General features: G+C 68.3%; 18 protein-coding genes and 1 pseudogene. 7 read left to right on the top strand and 12 right to left on the bottom strand.

Annotated features, from left to right (window positions below):
* Together RMP09_RS13750 and nadB are read left to right on the top strand one after the other, a co-directional pair.
* Positions 1 to 451 (top strand): ScpA family protein (locus RMP09_RS13750; RefSeq protein ID WP_310566545.1); only part of this gene is annotated, 451 nt, incomplete at its 5' end.
* A 58-nt stretch (positions 452 to 509) separates the two neighbouring features.
* Positions 510 to 2,114, top strand: coding sequence for an L-aspartate oxidase (gene nadB, locus RMP09_RS13745; protein WP_409559728.1), 1,605 nt, complete (start codon positions 510 to 512; stop codon positions 2,112 to 2,114).
* A 113-nt stretch (positions 2,115 to 2,227) separates the two neighbouring features.
* Here nadB and nadA read toward each other — a convergent pair whose 3' ends face one another.
* The gene (gene nadA, locus RMP09_RS13740) at positions 2,228 to 3,358 is read right to left on the bottom strand and encodes a quinolinate synthase NadA (RefSeq protein ID WP_310566543.1); all 1,131 of its coding nucleotides are present in this window, start codon (positions 3,356 to 3,358) and stop codon (positions 2,228 to 2,230) included.
* A gap of 35 nt (positions 3,359 to 3,393) precedes the next feature.
* Positions 3,394 to 4,257: a carboxylating nicotinate-nucleotide diphosphorylase gene (gene nadC / locus RMP09_RS13735; RefSeq protein ID WP_310566542.1), complete on the bottom strand. Its 864-nt coding sequence runs from the start codon at positions 4,255 to 4,257 to the stop codon at positions 3,394 to 3,396.
* A gap of 60 nt (positions 4,258 to 4,317) precedes the next feature.
* Between nadC and panB the strand changes: the two genes are divergently transcribed.
* Together panB and panC are read left to right on the top strand one after the other, a co-directional pair.
* Positions 4,318 to 5,208, top strand: coding sequence for a 3-methyl-2-oxobutanoate hydroxymethyltransferase (gene panB, locus RMP09_RS13730; protein ID WP_310566541.1), 891 nt, complete (start codon positions 4,318 to 4,320; stop codon positions 5,206 to 5,208).
* A 107-nt stretch (positions 5,209 to 5,315) separates the two neighbouring features.
* Entirely contained in the window at positions 5,316 to 6,182 is an 867-nt protein-coding gene (gene panC / locus RMP09_RS13725) for a pantoate--beta-alanine ligase (RefSeq protein WP_310566540.1), read from the top strand.
* A 165-nt stretch (positions 6,183 to 6,347) separates the two neighbouring features.
* Here panC and RMP09_RS13720 read toward each other — a convergent pair whose 3' ends face one another.
* The 4 genes from RMP09_RS13720 to RMP09_RS13705 all read right to left on the bottom strand — a co-directional run bounded on the left by RMP09_RS13720 (position 6,348) and on the right by RMP09_RS13705 (position 8,630).
* Positions 6,348 to 7,367 (bottom strand): NAD(P)H-dependent glycerol-3-phosphate dehydrogenase, encoded by a 1,020-nt coding sequence (locus RMP09_RS13720; RefSeq protein WP_310566539.1) that lies wholly within the window; start codon positions 7,365 to 7,367, stop codon positions 6,348 to 6,350.
* 18 nt (positions 7,368 to 7,385) lie between these two features.
* Positions 7,386 to 7,829 carry a protein-export chaperone SecB gene (gene secB, locus RMP09_RS13715; protein ID WP_310566538.1) on the bottom strand — a complete coding sequence of 148 codons (444 nt, stop codon included), beginning with the start codon at positions 7,827 to 7,829 and terminating at the stop codon, positions 7,386 to 7,388.
* 111 nt (positions 7,830 to 7,940) lie between these two features.
* Complete coding sequence (gene grxC / locus RMP09_RS13710; protein WP_310566537.1) at positions 7,941 to 8,198, bottom strand: glutaredoxin 3; 258 nt, start codon at positions 8,196 to 8,198, stop codon at positions 7,941 to 7,943.
* 21 nt (positions 8,199 to 8,219) lie between these two features.
* A complete protein-coding gene (locus RMP09_RS13705) occupies positions 8,220 to 8,630 on the bottom strand; it encodes a rhodanese-like domain-containing protein (RefSeq protein ID WP_310566536.1) in 411 nt (136 codons plus the stop codon).
* A gap of 115 nt (positions 8,631 to 8,745) precedes the next feature.
* Here RMP09_RS13705 and gpmA point away from each other — a divergent pair, with 115 nt between their 5' ends.
* The 3 genes from gpmA (at position 8,746) to RMP09_RS13690 (ending at position 11,859) form a co-directional block, all read left to right on the top strand.
* Positions 8,746 to 9,489, top strand: coding sequence for a 2,3-diphosphoglycerate-dependent phosphoglycerate mutase (gpmA, locus tag RMP09_RS13700; protein WP_310566535.1), 744 nt, complete (start codon positions 8,746 to 8,748; stop codon positions 9,487 to 9,489).
* 115 nt (positions 9,490 to 9,604) lie between these two features.
* On the top strand, positions 9,605 to 11,086 hold the full coding sequence (locus tag RMP09_RS13695) for a S41 family peptidase (RefSeq protein WP_310566534.1): 1,482 nt from the start codon (positions 9,605 to 9,607) through the stop codon (positions 11,084 to 11,086).
* 17 nt (positions 11,087 to 11,103) lie between these two features.
* Entirely contained in the window at positions 11,104 to 11,859 is a 756-nt protein-coding gene (locus RMP09_RS13690; protein ID WP_310566533.1) for a HesA/MoeB/ThiF family protein, read from the top strand.
* 3 nt (positions 11,860 to 11,862) lie between these two features.
* Here the strand turns inward: RMP09_RS13690 and RMP09_RS13685 are convergent, their stop codons facing one another.
* The 6 genes and pseudogenes from RMP09_RS13685 to RMP09_RS13660 form a co-directional block, all read right to left on the bottom strand.
* On the bottom strand, positions 11,863 to 12,273 hold the full coding sequence (locus RMP09_RS13685) for a thermonuclease family protein (protein WP_310566532.1): 411 nt from the start codon (positions 12,271 to 12,273) through the stop codon (positions 11,863 to 11,865).
* 191 nt (positions 12,274 to 12,464) lie between these two features.
* Positions 12,465 to 13,100: a YitT family protein gene (locus tag RMP09_RS13680; RefSeq protein WP_310566531.1), complete on the bottom strand. Its 636-nt coding sequence runs from the start codon at positions 13,098 to 13,100 to the stop codon at positions 12,465 to 12,467.
* An 86-nt stretch (positions 13,101 to 13,186) separates the two neighbouring features.
* The gene (locus RMP09_RS13675; RefSeq protein ID WP_310566530.1) at positions 13,187 to 13,729 is read right to left on the bottom strand and encodes an N-acetyltransferase; all 543 of its coding nucleotides are present in this window, start codon (positions 13,727 to 13,729) and stop codon (positions 13,187 to 13,189) included.
* A gap of 83 nt (positions 13,730 to 13,812) precedes the next feature.
* Positions 13,813 to 14,640 carry a DUF429 domain-containing protein gene (locus RMP09_RS13670; protein ID WP_310566546.1) on the bottom strand — a complete coding sequence of 276 codons (828 nt, stop codon included), beginning with the start codon at positions 14,638 to 14,640 and terminating at the stop codon, positions 13,813 to 13,815.
* Between the two features lie 9 nt (positions 14,641 to 14,649).
* Positions 14,650 to 15,078, bottom strand: coding sequence for a BLUF domain-containing protein (locus RMP09_RS13665; protein ID WP_310566529.1), 429 nt, complete (start codon positions 15,076 to 15,078; stop codon positions 14,650 to 14,652).
* A 12-nt stretch (positions 15,079 to 15,090) separates the two neighbouring features.
* Positions 15,091 to 15,200, bottom strand: a pseudogene (locus tag RMP09_RS13660) (GTP cyclohydrolase I); the annotation flags it as partial.

Genomic DNA, 15,200 nt, shown 5'->3' with positions numbered 1-15,200 from the left:
CCCGCGCGCCGAGCTGGTGCGCCGCCTGCTCGAATACGAGCAGATGAAGCTGGCCTCGCAGCGCCTGGCCGAGCTGCCGCAGTACGGTCGCGACTTCCTGCGCGCCCAGGTCTACGTGGAACAGGCCCTGGTGCCGCGCTTTCCCGACGTGCACGTGCTCGACCTGCAAAGCGCCTGGCGCGACATCCTCAAGCGCGCCAACCTGGTCCAGCACCACAAGATCAGCCGCGAAGAGCTCTCGGTGCGCGAGCACATGAGCATCGTGCTGCGCAAACTGCAAGGCCAGCGCTTCGTCGAATTCGGCGACCTGTTCGACCCCAGCCGCGGATCGCAAGTGCTGGTGGTCACCTTCATTGCCATGCTGGAACTGGCCAAGGAAACGCTGATCGAGCTGACCCAGGCCGAGGCCTTTGCGCCGATCTACGTGCGCCTGGCGTACACCCCGAACTGATCCCCCGGTCAGCACCGGATCCAGCGGAACAACCCCTCCAGTGCCCCACCCCATGACCATGAGCACCCCCCATTCCTTCGACGTTCTGATCATCGGCAGCGGCCTGGCCGGTCTGACCGCAGCGCTCCAACTGGCGCCCACACACCGGGTGGCGGTCATCACCAAGCGGGGACTGTCCGACGGGTCCAGCAACTGGGCACAAGGGGGCATTGCGGCCGTGCTCGGTGAAGGCGACAGCTTCGAGTCCCATGTGCAGGACACCCTGATCGCCGGCGCAGGCCTGTGCGAGATGGAGGCCACCCGGTTCACCGTCGAAAACTCCCCCGCTGCCATCGCCTGGCTGCGCGAACTGGGGGTTCCCTTCTCCACCGAAAACGGCGACCTGCACCTCACTCGCGAGGGTGGCCACAGCCACCGGCGCATCGTGCACGCCACCGACGCCACCGGCGCCGCCGTCCAGGCCACGCTCAGCGAACGCGCACGCGCCACGCCCGGCATCACGTTCTTCGAAAACCACATGCTGGTGGACCTGATCACCGACCGCAAGCTGCCCGGCTACAAGCACAGCGCGGAACCGGTGCACTGCCACGGCGCCTATGTGCTGGATGTGGACCAGGACGTGGTCGAGGTGTTCCGCGCGCCGCACACCATCCTGGCCACCGGCGGTGCGGGCAAGGTGTACCTCTACACCACCAACCCCGACACCGCCACGGGCGACGGCATCGCCGCGGCCTGGCGCGCGGGCTGCCGCGTGGGCAACATGGAATTCATCCAGTTCCACCCCACCTGCCTGTACCACCCCAACGTCAAGAACTTCCTCATCACCGAAGCGGTGCGTGGCGAGGGCGGCCAACTCAAGCTGCCACCGCACCTGGGCGGCCACCGGTTCATGCCGGACCACGATCCCCGCGCCGAACTGGCGCCGCGCGACGTGGTGGCCCGTGCCATCGACTTCGAAATGAAAAAACACGGCTTGGACTGTGTGCACCTGGACATCTCGCACCAGAGCCCCGAGTTCCTGCGCGAGCATTTCCCCAACATCCTGGCGCGCTGCGCCGAACTGGGCATCGACATCACGAAAGAGCCGATCCCGGTGGTGCCCGCCGCGCACTACACCTGTGGCGGCGTGGTGACCGACCTGTCGGCCCGCACCGGACTGGCCGGCCTGTACGCCGTGGGCGAGACCAGCTACACCGGTCTGCACGGCGCCAACCGCCTGGCCAGCAACTCGCTGGTCGAATGCATGGTGTTCGCCCAGGCCGCGGTGCGGTCCATCCGGGAAACGCCGCCGTCCAGCGCACCGGCACTGCCGGCCTGGGACGACAGCCGTGTGACCGATGCCGACGAGCAGGTCGTGATCTCGCACAACTGGGACGAGCTGCGGCGCTTCATGTGGGACTACGTGGGCATTGTGCGCACGACCAAGCGCCTGGGGCGGGCCGCTCACCGCATCGCGCTGCTGCAGCGCGAAATCAAGGAGTTCTACGCACAGTTCCACGTCACCCGGGACCTGCTGGAACTGCGCAACCTGGTGCAGGTGGCGGACCTGATCGTGCAGTCGGCCCTGCTGCGCCAGGAGAGCCGCGGCCTGCACTACAACCGCGACTTCCCCGACCTGCTGCCCGAGGCGCTTCCCACCATCCTGGTGCCCCCGGCGAGGTAAAGGCTCCCCCGCGCCGCGCTGCGCGTGTCACCCCCCGGGGGGCGATGCGGGTGGCCCGGCAAAGCCGGTTCCACCGCGTCCTCGACCTTGGGGCACGCGCGCCCGAACGCCTATCAGGCTGCGCCGATGTTGGGCACCAGCGCGCCCGCGTCGTGACCTGCCTTGTGCGCCGCCGTGAAGGCCAGCATGCGGTCGATCGGCTGGCGGGCCCGCGGAATCAGGGCGGGATCGACGTGGATCTCGTTCAGGCCGGTCTCCAGCACGCGCGCCACACCGGCCAGGCCGTTCATGGCCATCCAGGGGCAGTGCGCGCAGCTTTTGCAAGTGGCGCTGTTGCCCGACGTCGGCGCCTCAATGAACACCTTGCCCGGGTTCTGCTGGCGCAGCACGTGCATCATGCCGTTGTCGGTGGCCACAATGAACTCGGCCGCGTCCATCTCCCGCGCCGCCTTGAGGATGGCCGAGGTGGAGCCCACCGCGTCGGCCATGGCGATGACATCGGCCGGGCTTTCAGGGTGCACCAGCACCCGGGCGGCCGGGTGCTCTTTCTTGAGCTCGGCCAGTTCGAAGGCCTTGAACTCGTTGTGCACGATGCACGAGCCGTCCCACATCACCATGTCGGCGCCGGTCTCGCGCTGGATGTACTGCCCCAGGTGCCGGTCCGGCGCCCACAGGATCTTGTGGCCCTTGTCCTTGAGCGCCTTGACGATGTCCAGCGCACAGCTGGAGGTCACCAGCCAGTCCGACCGCGCCTTCACCGCCGCGCTGGTGTTGGCGTACACCACCACGGTGCGGTCGGGATGCTGGTCACAGAACGCGCTGAATTCGTCGATGGGGCAGCCCAGATCCAGCGAACAGTTCGCGTCCAGGTCGGGCATGAGCACGGTTTTTTCCGGGCTCAGGATCTTGGCCGTCTCGCCCATGAAGCGCACGCCGGACACCACCAGGGTGGTGGCCGCATGGTCGCGGCCAAAGCGCGCCATCTCCAGCGAATCGCTGACGATGCCACCGGTCTCGATGGCCAGGTCCTGCAGGTCCGGGTGCACGTAGTAGTGCGACACCATGACCGCGTTGCGTTCCTTGAGCAGACGGCGAATGCGGTCCATCAGCGCTGCGCGCTGTTTGGGGCCGGGCTCGACCGGCACGCGCGCCCAGGCGTGCTGCGTCGGGCACGCCGGCTGCTCGTACTCGACGTCGATGACGGCGTCGCCCGCCGAGGCGGTGCTGGGTTCAGACATGTTCATGGCGGCCTGGCCTGCCTTCTCAGAACGGATGCGGTTCAAAGAGTCTGAAACCGCATCGAAAAATCAACCGCCTTGACGTCTTTGGTCAAAGCCCCAATGGAAATGCGGTCCACCCCGGTTTCTGCAAGGGTCCGCACGGTCTGCAGGTTCACGCCACCGGAGATCTCCAGGACCGCCCTGCCCGCATTGCGGCGCACGGCTTCCTGCAAGGTGGGCACGCCCATATTGTCCAGCAGGATCATGGTCGCGCCGCAGGCCAGCGCCTCGTCCAGCTGCTCCAGCGTCTCGACCTCGATCTCCACGAACCGCGCCTGCGGTGCGGTGGCCTGCACCCGCTGGAGCACCGCCGCCACGCCCCCCGCCGCGGCGATGTGGTTTTCCTTGATCAGCACCGCGTCGTACAGCCCGATGCGGTGGTTCACGCCGCCGCCGGTCTTCACCGCGTACTTCTGCGCCAACCGAAGGCCTGGAATGGTCTTGCGGGTGTCCACGATGGCCGCGCGCGTGCCCTTCACCGCATCGACGAAAACGGCCGTCTTGGTGGCCACCGCCGAGAGCAGCTGCAGGAAGTTCAGCGCCGTGCGCTCGGCCGTCAGCAGCGCCTGGGCGTTGCCTTCAATCTCCAGCACCACCTGATCGGCGGCGCAGCGCTGGCCTTCGGCCACATGCCAGGTCAGGCGCGCCTGCGGGTCGCAGGCCGCGACCGCAGCGCTCACCCAGGGGGCACCGCAGATCACGGCCGCCTCGCGCGCCAGAATGCGCGCCCGCGCGCGGCGCTCGCCATGCACCAGCGCGGCGGTCAGGTCGCCCGTGCCCACGTCTTCGGCCAAAGCACGCGCCACGTCGGCCTGGGCCAGTGCGGCCAGGTCGTCGGCCGTGAATTCGGAGAGGTGTTTCATAGGGACGCAAGCATAGCGGGATCGAATATAGTGCCGCATCCCGAGCCTGAGAGACACCTCATGAGCACAGACCAACCGTCCAGCCCTGCCTCCGGCACGCCCTATGGCACGCTGCCTGCGGCCTCCCCCCTGCCGCAGCGCAAACCGGTGAGCCTGCCGCGCTTGCAGGAAATGCGCGAACGTGGCGAAAAAATCACCATGCTCACCGCCTACGACGCCACCTTCGCGGCCGTGGCCGACGCGGCGGGCATCGAATGCATCCTGGTGGGCGACTCGCTGGGCATGGTCTGCCAGGGCCTGGCCAGCACCGTGGGCGTGACGCTGGACACCATGCGCTACCACACCGAAAGCGTGGTCCGCGGCCTGCAGCGCGTGCAGGCCACGTCCTGGGTCATCAGCGACCTGCCCTTCGGCAGCTACCACGAGTCCCCGGAACAGGCGCTGCGCAGCGCATCGGTGCTGATGCAGGCCGGCGCCCACATGGTCAAGCTCGAAGGCGGCGGCTGGACCACCGACACCGTGCGCTTTCTGGTCGAACGCGGCATTCCGGTCTGTGCCCACCTGGGCCTGACGCCGCAGACCGTGCACGCCCTGGGCGGCTACCGGGTGCAGGGCCGCGGCCACGACGCGGCCGATCAACTCAAGCGCCACGCCATCGAACTGCAGCACGCCGGCGCCGCCATGATGGTGCTGGAGATGGTGCCGGCCGCCCTCTCCGCCGAGATCACGCAGCAGCTGCACAGCTGCCACACCATCGGCATCGGTGCGGGCAAGGGCACGGCCGGCCAGGTGCTGGTGATGCACGACATGCTGGGCATCAACCTGGGCAAAAACCCCAAGTTCGTGCGCAACTTCATGGACGGCGCCCACAGCGTGCGCGACGCCATGGCCGCCTACGTGAAAGCCGTCAAGGACGGCAGCTTCCCCGACGACGCCCTGCACGCCTGGTGACTCAAACGCCCCCGCAGCGCCTGCGGCGCCACCCCCGCCAGGGGGCGGTGCTGGCGGCCCGGCAGAGCCGGTTTCGCTGCGCCTCTTGACACGACACGCCACTCCTCATGCAACTCGTTCACACCATCGCCGATCTGCGCGACGCGCTGGCCCCGTACCAGTCCCCCGCCTTCGTTCCGACCATGGGCAACCTGCATGCCGGCCATCTGGACCTGGTGCGCCAGGCCCAGCCGCTGGGTGACGTGACGGTCTCCAGCATCTTCGTCAACCGGCTGCAGTTCGCACCACACGAAGACTTCGACACCTATCCGCGCACCCTGCAGGCCGACTGCGCGCGGCTGGAGGAGGCGGGCTGCGACATCGTGTTCGCGCCGTCCGAAAAAGAGCTGTACCCGGAGCCGCAGGTCTACAAGGTGCAGCCCCCGTCGGACCTGGCCGACATCCTGGAAGGCCACTTCCGGCCGGGCTTCTTCATTGGCGTGTGCACCGTGGTGATGAAGCTGTTCCAGTGCGTGTTCTCCGAAGCCCAGGGCCCGCGCCACGCCCTGTTCGGCAAGAAGGACTACCAGCAGCAGATGGTGATCCGTCGCATGGTGCAGCAGTTCGCGATGCCGGTCGAGGTCATCGCCGGCGAAACCCAGCGGGCGGCCGACGGGCTGGCGCTGAGTTCACGCAACGGCTACCTGAGCGAGGCCGAGCGCGCCGAAGCGGTGCAGCTGTCGCTGGCCCTGCGCGCCCTGGCGCGCGATGCGCTGGCGGCCGCCGGCTCGCTGCCCGACAAGCGTGAGGCGCTGGAAGCCAACGCCATGCGCGCCCTGGCGCTGCGCGGCTGGGGTCCGGACTACCTGACCGTGCGCCGCCGCGTGGACCTGCAGCCCCCGCGTGCCGAAGACGCGCTGACGCCGCAGTCGCTGGTGGTGCTGGGCGCGGCACGCCTGGGCAGCACGCGGCTGATCGACAATTTCGAGATCTGACCCCCTGCGGGGACCTGAGCGCACACCCGCGCGGGGCTTCGCCCGTCACCCCCTCCCGGGGGCGATGCACGTGTGCCGTCCTGAGCCTGTCGAGGGGCAGTTCCACCACATCCGCGACAGATTGCCCGCGCGCCGGCAACGCGGCGAAGCATCCGCCTCACCTGGTCAGAGCGCCTCGTCCTTCGGATCGCGCCCCATCAGGGCCGCCACGGCCTGCGCGGGCTGCAGCTGGCCTTCGAGCAGGGCCACCACGGCTTCGCTGATGGGCATTTCGATGCCCAGCACACGGGCGCGCTGCACCACAGTGCGGGCGCTGTAGACGCCTTCGGCCACGTGGCCCAGCGAAGCCACCGCCTGCTGCAGGCTCAGGCCTTGCGCCAACAACTGGCCCACCTTGCGGTTGCGCGACAGGTCACCGGTGGCGGTCAGCACCAGGTCGCCCAGGCCCGACAGCCCCATGAAGGTGTCGGCGCGTGCGCCCAGCGCCAGGCCCAGGCGCGACATCTCGGCCAGGCCGCGCGTGACCAGGGCCGCGCGCGCATTCAGGCCCAGGTTCAGGCCATCGCACAGACCGGTGGCGATCGCCAGCACGTTCTTGACCGCGCCGCCGACCTCGACCCCCACGATGTCTTCGTTGGCGTACACGCGCAGCGTCGGCCCGTGAAAGCCCGCCACCAGCGCGTCGCGCACGGCGGCGTGGTCACTGGCTGCCACCAGGGCCGTGGGCTGGCCCCGCGCGACTTCCTGCGCAAAGCTCGGGCCGCTGAGCACCCCGGTCTTGAGGCCCGGGGCCACGGCCGCGCACACCTCGTGACCGAGCAAGCCCCCCGGCGAACCGGCCTGCGGACTCTCGAAGCCTTTGCAGATCCACACCACCGGCACCACCACGCCCTGCAAGGCCGTGAGCATGCCGCGCAACGCGGCCATGGGTGAGCCAATGACCACCAGGTCGGCCTCGCGCTGGGGCGCCTGTGGGCCGTCGAGCGCCGCGTGACTGACGAGCAGGGTCGGCGGAAACGGGTGGCCGGGCAGGTAGCGCGCGTTTTCGCGCTGCTCGGCCATGGCCTGCGCCTGCTGCGCATCGCGCGCCCAGAGCGTGACATCGCGCCGCCCGCCCGACTGGCCGGCGGCGTTGATGGCCAGGGCGGTGCCCCAGGCACCCGCCCCCAGGATGGCAATCCTCATCGCGGCGCCGGACGGGGTTTACTGGGCGGTGGCAGGCACTTGCTGCGCCTGCTGCTGCTCGTACATGGCCTGGAAGTTGATTTCAGCCAGGTGCACGGGCGGGAAGCCGGCGCGCTGGATCAGGTCGGCCACGTTGCCGCGCAGGTAGGGGTAGACGATCTGCGGGCAGGCGATGCCCATGATCGGGCCCATCTGTTCCTCGGGCAGGTTGCGGATTTCGAAGATGCCGGACTGCTTGGCCTCGACCAGGAACACGGTCTTGTCCTGGATCTTGGTCTGCACCGTGGCGGTGACGCTGATTTCGTACACGCCATCGGCCGCGGGCTTGGCTTCGACGCCCAGCTGGATGTCGACCGACGGCTGTTCCTGTTCGAGCAGGATGGCGGGCGAATTGGGCTGCTCCAGCGAGGCTTCCTTGAGGTAGATGCGCTGGATCTGGAAGATGGGGTCTTGGTCGGCCATGAGGTGCTTTCGGGTGGTTCGGACAAAGAAAAACCCGCCGGGGAAGACTGTTCCCGCAGCGGGCACGCGGCGATTATCGCCTCAGGCCGCCAGGCCCGAATGTGCGCTGGATCAACCCTGCAACAGGGGCAGCAGGCCGCCGCGCCCGTCCAGCGCGTGCAGGTCGTCGCAACCGCCAACATGGGTATCGCCGATGAAGATCTGCGGCACGCTGGTGCGGCCGGTGATCTGCGTCATCTGGGCGCGCACGTCGGGCCGGCCATCGACCACGATTTCCTCGAAATCGTGTACCCCGCGCTCACGCAACAGCGCCTTGGCGCGCATGCAGTAGGGACAGAAATCACTCGAATAGATCTTGACCTGGGCCATGGACGCACTCCGGCGGGATTTTCAGGACTTTTCGACGGGGAGACTGGCGGAACGCCAGGCGCCCATGCCACCCGTGAGCGAATGGGCGTTTTCGTAGCCCAGCTTTTTCGCAATGGCCACCGCCCGGCGCGAACGCGTGCCCGAGGCACACACCAGGATCAGGGGCGCGGTCTTGTTTTTGACCACGCTGCCCAGCTTGGCTTCCAGATCGCCCAGGGGCACGTTCTTGGCACCGCTGACGTGACCAGCGGCAAATTCGTCGGGGCCGCACACGTCCACCACGTTCGCCTTTTCGCGGTTGATCAGCTGCACCGCCTCGCTCGCGTTGAGCGAACCGGCGCCGGCGGTGCCGGACAACGTGGGCCACAGCAGCATGCCGCCAGAGGCCAGGGCGACCGCGATCAGGGTCCAGTTTTCGATGAAGAAACTCACGGGCAAACCTTTCAGAAGAGCCTGAGATTCTAAAATGTCCGGCTGACCTGCGCTGGCCACTCCCTGGAGGCCGTGCCGGCCAGCCCGTTCCGCCCTCTCCCAACACCGCCATCCCATGTACAAACTCGTCCTGATCCGCCACGGCGAATCCACCTGGAACCTCGAAAACCGCTTCACCGGCTGGACCGATGTGGAGCTCACCCCCACCGGCGTTTCGCAGGCCATGTCGGCCGGCAAGCTGCTCAAGGCCGAGGGTTACGAATTCGACGTCGCCTACACCTCGGTGCTCAAGCGCGCGATCCACACGCTGAACTACTGCCTGGACGAGATGGACCGCACCTGGCTGCCGGTGGTCAAGGACTGGCGCCTGAACGAGCGCCACTACGGCGGCCTGCAGGGCCTGAACAAGGCCGACATGGCCAAGCAGTACGGCGACGCGCAGGTGCTGGTCTGGCGCCGCAGCTACGACACCCCGCCGCCGGCGCTGGAAGCCAACGACCCGCGCAGCGAACGCGGCGACCGCCGCTACGCCCAGCTGCAGCCCGGGCAGGTGCCGCTGACCGAGTGCCTCAAGGACACCGTGGCCCGCGTCATGCCGTTCTGGAATGAGGTGCTGGCCCCCACCATCACCAGCGGCCAGCGCGTGGTCATTGCGGCGCACGGCAACAGCATCCGCGCCATGGTCAAGTACCTGGACGGCATTTCGGACGCCGACATCGTGAACCTGAACATCCCCAACGGCATCCCGCTGGTGTACGAGCTGGACGCCGACCTCAAGCCGATCAAGTCCTACTACCTGGGCGACGCCGAAGCCGCCGCCCGGGCCGCCGCCGCCGTGGCCAGCCAGGGCAAGGCCTGACAGAGCGCAGCGCCTTCAAGGAACCGAACCGCAGCCACCTCCTCCAAGGGAGGTATATTGGTCCGCGCAGCGCTGCGGTGACGTTCGTCACGGGGCCATTGAATTGGGGAACCAGATGGGTCAGAAGTTGAAAATTGCCGGGTGGGTGGCCATCGGAGCGGTGGCCGGGGCACTGACCACGGTGCAGTTCCAGGCGGTGGCGCGCGGCACGCTCGCCCCCCTGCCGTTGGAAGAGCTGCAGCAGCTCGCCGCGGTGTTCGGCATGGTCAAGTCCGACTACGTCGAGCCGGTGGACGAGAAAAAGCTCATCTCCGAGGCCATCTCGGGCATGGTTTCCAGCCTGGACCCGCATTCCCAGTACTTCGACAAGAAGTCCTTCAAGGAATTCCGCGAAGGCACCAGCGGCCGTTTCGTCGGCGTGGGCATCGAGATCACGATGGAGGACGGCCTGGTCAAGGTGGTGTCCCCGATCGAAGACTCGCCCGCCTTCCGCGCCGGGCTCAAGACCAACGACCTGATCACCAAGATCGACGACACCGCGGTCAAGGGCCTGACGATCAACGAAGCGGTCAAGCTCATGCGCGGCGAGCCGCGCACCAAGGTGCTGCTGACCATCTTCCGCAAGGACGAGAACCGCAGCTTCCCGGTCACCATCACGCGCGAAGAGATCAAGACCCAGAGCGTCAAGGCCAAGCGGATCGAACCCGGCTACGCCTGGGTGCGCGTCTCGCAGTTCCAGGACCGCACGGTCGAGGACTTCGCCCGCAAGGTCGAAGACCTGTACAAGCAGGACCCGAAAATCAAGGGCCTGGTGCTGGACCTGCGCAACGACCCGGGCGGCCTGCTGGACGCGGCCGTGGCCCTGTCGGCCGCCTTCCTGCCCGAAAACGTGACCGTGGTGTCCACCAACGGCCAGCTGGCCGACAGCAAGTTCACCTACACCACCGCGCCGCAGCACTACCTGCGCCGCGGCGGCACCGACCCGATCGAACGGCTGACCAAGGCCACCAACGGCGCGCTCAAGTCCGTGCCCCTGGTGGTGCTGGTCAACGAAGGCTCGGCCTCGGCCAGCGAGATCGTGGCCGGTGCGCTGCAAGACCACAAGCGCGCCACCCTGCTGGGCAGCCAGACCTTTGGCAAGGGCTCGGTGCAGACGGTGCGCCCCCTGGGACCGGACACCGGCATCAAGCTCACCACCGCGCGCTACTACACGCCCAGCGGCAACACCATCCAGGCCAAAGGCATTGTGCCCGACGTGATGGTGGACGAAACGCCCGAAGGCAACCTGTTCGCCGCGCTGCGCACCCGCGAAGCCGACCTGACCAAGCACCTGAGCAACGGCAAGGACGACAAACCGGCCACCGGGGCGATGAGCGACGCCGAACGCGCCGCCGAGCAGGCACGGGACCAAGAGCGAGAAGAAGCGCGCAAGAAGCTGGAAGAAGAAGCCAGAAAGAACCCGGGGCAGCGCCTGGTGCCCGAATTCGGCAGCGACAAGGACTTCCAGCTGCAGCAGGCCCTCAACCAGCTCAAGGGCAAGCCCGTGCTGGTGAGCAAGACGCAGACCGTGCGAACCGAAGAGAAGAAGGAAAACTGAGTTTTCCGCCGACCACCTTGGACGATACCCAGCTCCTGCGCTACTCGCGCCACATCCTGCTCAACGAACTCGGGGTCGAAGGGCAGGAACAGCTGCTCGCCTCGCATGCCCTGGTCATCGGCGCCGGTGGACTGGGTTCGCCCGTGGCGCTGTACCTGGGCAGCGCTGGCGTGGGCCGCATCACGGTGGTGGACCACGACACGGTGGACGCCACCAACCTGCAGCGCCAGATCGCACACACCCTGGCGCGCGTGGGCTCCCCCAAGGCCGCGTCGGTGCGCGAGGCGGTGGCCGCCATCAACCCCGACCCGCAGATCCACGCGGTGGTGCAGCGCGCCGACGAGGCCCTGCTCGACGAACTCGTGCCCCAGGCCGACGTGGTGCTCGACTGCACCGACAACTTCCACACCCGGCACCTGATCAACCGCGCCTGCGTGCGGCACCACAAGCCGCTGGTCTCGGGCGCCGCCATCCGCATGGACGGCCAGCTCAGCGTGTTCGATGCCCGCAGCCCGGGCAACCCCTGCTACGCCTGTGTGTTCCCGGAAGACAGCGGCGTGGAAGAAACCCGCTGCGCCACCATGGGCGTGTTCGCGCCGCTGGTGGGCATCGTGGGCACCATGCAGGCGGCCGAGGCGCTCAAGATCCTCAGTGGCCTGGGCTCGCGCCTGGTCGGCCAGCTGCTGATGATCGACGGCCGCGACATGGCGTTCAACACCATCGGCCTGCCGCAGAACCCGCAGTGCAGCGTCTGCGGCGCCCCACACGGCTGATCCTCACGGGCGTGGTGGCATCGGGCAAGGCCCGTGGCGGCGGCGGAAATCGCGCGGCGGCTCGGGTGACGCGGCGGTAAACAAACCCTTCTTCTGCGCCCGCGCCTGGGCCTCCTCTTGCGCAAAAGGCCCTTCGCTGTGACGCCAGCGGTACGACCAGGCTTGCCCCTGCTGGACCATGAACGCCCCCACGTCATCGCCCCCATGCTGCAGGCGCACCAGCGCACGGCCGTAGTCGTCGTGGCTGCGCTCGCGCACCGTCACCACCTGCCGCAGCACCCGCGCGGCCAGCGCGTCGCGTGACGCGACGCCGCCGTCCTGGCAGATCTCGGGCGCATCCAGCCCATCCAGCCGCAGCTTGCGGTAGCGACCACCGTCCAGCGGCTGCACCCACAGGGTGTCGCCGTCGAACACGCGGGTGACCCGCGCTTCGTAAACTTTGTCCGCTCGGGGCGAAGCCGCTGACGCCGCGAACGCAAGAACTGAGCAGAGCACCAGGAGCAGCGCCCGGAAGTGCCAGGGCACCGGTGGAACCGGCTTAGCCGGGCCACAGGGTGCACCCCCCCACCGGGGGAAAGCCGCAAAGCGGCGCAGGGGGGACATCTCTACACCGCCATGTACCGGCCAGGCCGGTGGTTGATCGCCAGCGTCATGTTCAGCACCACCGCGCCCAGCACCGACCAGGCGATCTGCGGCCAGTCCACCACGGCAAAGGCGGCCAGCACGATGGCGCAGTCGAAGGCCATCTGCACCTGGCCCGCGCGCCAGCCAAAGCGCTCCTGCAGGTACAGCACCAGCACATTGAATCCACCCAGGCTGGCCCGGTGACGGAACAGCATCAACATGCCCGCCCCCATCAGCAAACCGCCCGCGACGGCCGCGAAACCGGTGGACAGCTGGTCGAAGTGGACCCAGAGCGGCACCCACTGCGCGAATGCGGCCAGCAAGCCCACGGCGGCAAAGGTCTTGAGCGTGAACACCTTGCCCATGCGCTTGAGCGCAAGCCCGTAGAACGGCAGGTTGATCAGGAAGAACACCAGGCTGAAGTTCCAGCCCGTGGCGTAGTGCAGCAAAAAGGCCAGTCCCGCCGTGCCGCCGGTGAGCAAGCCGCCGTGGCGGAACATGACCACCCCCAGCGCCACGAACAGCGTGCCGGCCAACAGGGCCTGCACGTCTTCGTGCGGCCGGTGGCGAGCGGTGGACAGGTCTGGGGTGGGGGCGGCATCGCCGGGGGGATTCATGGCAGCACTCACGGCGGGCACTCAAGGCAAGGGTCGGGAAGCCGCGCAGTATCGCGCAACCCGTCGGGGGTCCCGCTTGACCCAGGTCAGGGAAAGGTCCAGTCGCCGGGGTCGGCCAGGTCGAACGCCGGGTGGAACCGCACCGTGCCCATGGGAATCAGGCGCTCGAACGGCCGCACCAGAAAGCAGCCCGGTGGCGCGCCTTCGAGCCGCAGCGCCGGCGTGGAACGAAAGCCGAAGCGACCGTGGTACGCCGGCTCGCCCAGCACCACACACCCGGCCGCGCCCAGCTGGCGCAGGGTGCGCAGCCCGTGCCAGACCAGGGCCGCGCCGACCCCCGCGCCCTGCGCGTCGGGCGCCACCGACAAGGGCCCCATGCTGTGCCAGCCGGTGGCGCCGCCGGTGATGCTGATGGGCGCGAAAGCGGCATGCCCCACCACCCGCCCCCCTCGGTGGGCCACCAGCGACAGGCTGAGGGCGCCGGCGCTTCGCAAGGCGTCCACGATCTGGGCTTCGGTCTGGCGGCTGTGAGGATGTTCGCGGAACGCGTCCTCCGTGACGGCACGGATGGCCGCCACGTCGGCAGGTGCTTCGGTGCGCACATGGACATCGGACGACACGGTCTGCATTCGGCCCCTCTGACAAGTGCTCGCAGCTTAAGCGCAGCGGGTGGGGCGCGGCAAGCGACGCAGCAAACGGCCTTGCATCGCGGTCAGGCGCTGACGATCCACCCCTCCAGGGGGTCGAAGTCGGGCAGGCCGTAGCGGACATCCCCTTGCCCCTGCCGGTGCTGCGCCCAGGCGGCTTGCAGCAGGCAGAGCACGGCGTCCAGCCGGTCGCCCGTGGGGTCGGCGGCCAGGTCGTCGCGCTGTGCGTGGCTCAGCTTCAGGCGCAGGCCGGTGCCGTGCAGCAAGGGCGCCAGCCCCGCCTCCAGGGCGTCGATCAGCGTCTTGCGGGCGATCAGGCGCTCCGGCGTCTGCCGGGCTTTGTCGTCGCTTTTGTAGCTGGTGCTGCCCAGCACGCTGCGCGCCAGCAGGCCGGGATAGGCCTCCAGCGCCACGCGGTCCGGGTCGCCTGCGGCCAGGCCCGGGAAACTGACCCCTGCGGCCCGCAGGCGTGGCACGCCCGCGTGCAGCATGAAGGCCACCGGGGGATTCACCCACTTCATGCTGGGGCTGGCGCCGGCCGGGCCGTCGGTGGCGCGGTGGGCGAACTTGCCGCCGACCGGCCGGGCATCGCAGAACGCCGCAAAGGCGTCGCGGATCTGGGGGCGGCTGAGGCTGGCGTAGTGCGCCATGCAGGCCGCCCAGTCAGTGGGCCAGCCCAGGGTTTCAATCAGCTCGCGCGGCAGGCCGAACGGCAGGTCGAAACCGCCGACCCAGGGGCCGGGATCGCCCAGCCGCGCGGCCCAGGCGTCCAGGGTTTCGAAGGTTTCGATGCGCTCCAGCAGCACCCGGCCCCGGTCGGCACGACCAACGGCCAGGGTGATGGGTTTGCGGCGGGACGGTGCGCTGCTGAAGTCGCAGCCCAGCAGGGTGATCAAGTCAGATCAGGCGCGGCCGATGATGCTGGCGGTCGCCATCAGCTCTTCCAGCAGCGCCAGCGAGACCTTGCCCGAGACGCTGTAGGGATCAAACTCGGGCTTTTCCGAATACTTGAGCACGATGGACGTGTTGAGCTTGGACAGGTTCACCTGGCCCATGGTCCAGCCGCCGAAGCGGCGTTCGGAGATTTCTTCGTAGTGCAGCAGCACCACGTCGGAATGGCGCACATCGCCCGCGATGTGGTTGTAGAGCCGGTTGACCGCGTCGCGCCCGCCTTCGATGGCCTGCAGGAACACGCCGCCGCCGTAGCACAGCACACCAGTGATGCCGTTGTGCAGGTTGTGGGCGCGCGAGGCTTCGAGGATGGATTCGATGGCGGACTTGGAACAGTCCTTGTCCACCGCGCGGCTGACGTAGAGCAGGCGTACCAGCATGGTGTGGGGCGATCAGGAGTTGCGGGGAATGAGCGAGAGGAATTCGCGGCGCAGGTTCGGGTCTTTGAGGAACACGCCGCGCATGACCGAGTTGATCATCTTGCTGTCCATGTCCTTCACGC

The sequence above is a fragment of the Hydrogenophaga sp. genome (assembly GCF_031426985.1).
Taxonomy (GTDB): Bacteria; Pseudomonadota; Gammaproteobacteria; order Burkholderiales; family Burkholderiaceae_C; genus Hydrogenophaga.
This window is presented reverse-complemented; position numbering and strand designations above follow the sequence as displayed.

Coding starts and splice junctions, on each gene's coding strand:
- nadC (WP_310566542.1), bottom strand. CDS start 4,257: ATGAAACACCTCTCCGAATTCACGGCCGACGACCTGGCCGCACTGGCC.
- RMP09_RS13720 (WP_310566539.1), bottom strand. CDS start 7,367: ATGAGGATTGCCATCCTGGGGGCGGGTGCCTGGGGCACCGCCCTGGCC.
- nadB (WP_409559728.1), top strand. CDS start 510: ATGAGCACCCCCCATTCCTTCGACGTTCTGATCATCGGCAGCGGCCTG.
- secB (WP_310566538.1), bottom strand. CDS start 7,829: ATGGCCGACCAAGACCCCATCTTCCAGATCCAGCGCATCTACCTCAAG.
- gpmA (WP_310566535.1), top strand. CDS start 8,746: ATGTACAAACTCGTCCTGATCCGCCACGGCGAATCCACCTGGAACCTC.
- panB (WP_310566541.1), top strand. CDS start 4,318: ATGAGCACAGACCAACCGTCCAGCCCTGCCTCCGGCACGCCCTATGGC.
- RMP09_RS13675 (WP_310566530.1), bottom strand. CDS start 13,729: ATGCAGACCGTGTCGTCCGATGTCCATGTGCGCACCGAAGCACCTGCC.
- panC (WP_310566540.1), top strand. CDS start 5,316: ATGCAACTCGTTCACACCATCGCCGATCTGCGCGACGCGCTGGCCCCG.
- RMP09_RS13665 (WP_310566529.1), bottom strand. CDS start 15,078: ATGCTGGTACGCCTGCTCTACGTCAGCCGCGCGGTGGACAAGGACTGT.
- grxC (WP_310566537.1), bottom strand. CDS start 8,198: ATGGCCCAGGTCAAGATCTATTCGAGTGATTTCTGTCCCTACTGCATG.
- RMP09_RS13695 (WP_310566534.1), top strand. CDS start 9,605: ATGGGTCAGAAGTTGAAAATTGCCGGGTGGGTGGCCATCGGAGCGGTG.
- RMP09_RS13680 (WP_310566531.1), bottom strand. CDS start 13,100: ATGAATCCCCCCGGCGATGCCGCCCCCACCCCAGACCTGTCCACCGCT.
- nadA (WP_310566543.1), bottom strand. CDS start 3,358: ATGAACATGTCTGAACCCAGCACCGCCTCGGCGGGCGACGCCGTCATC.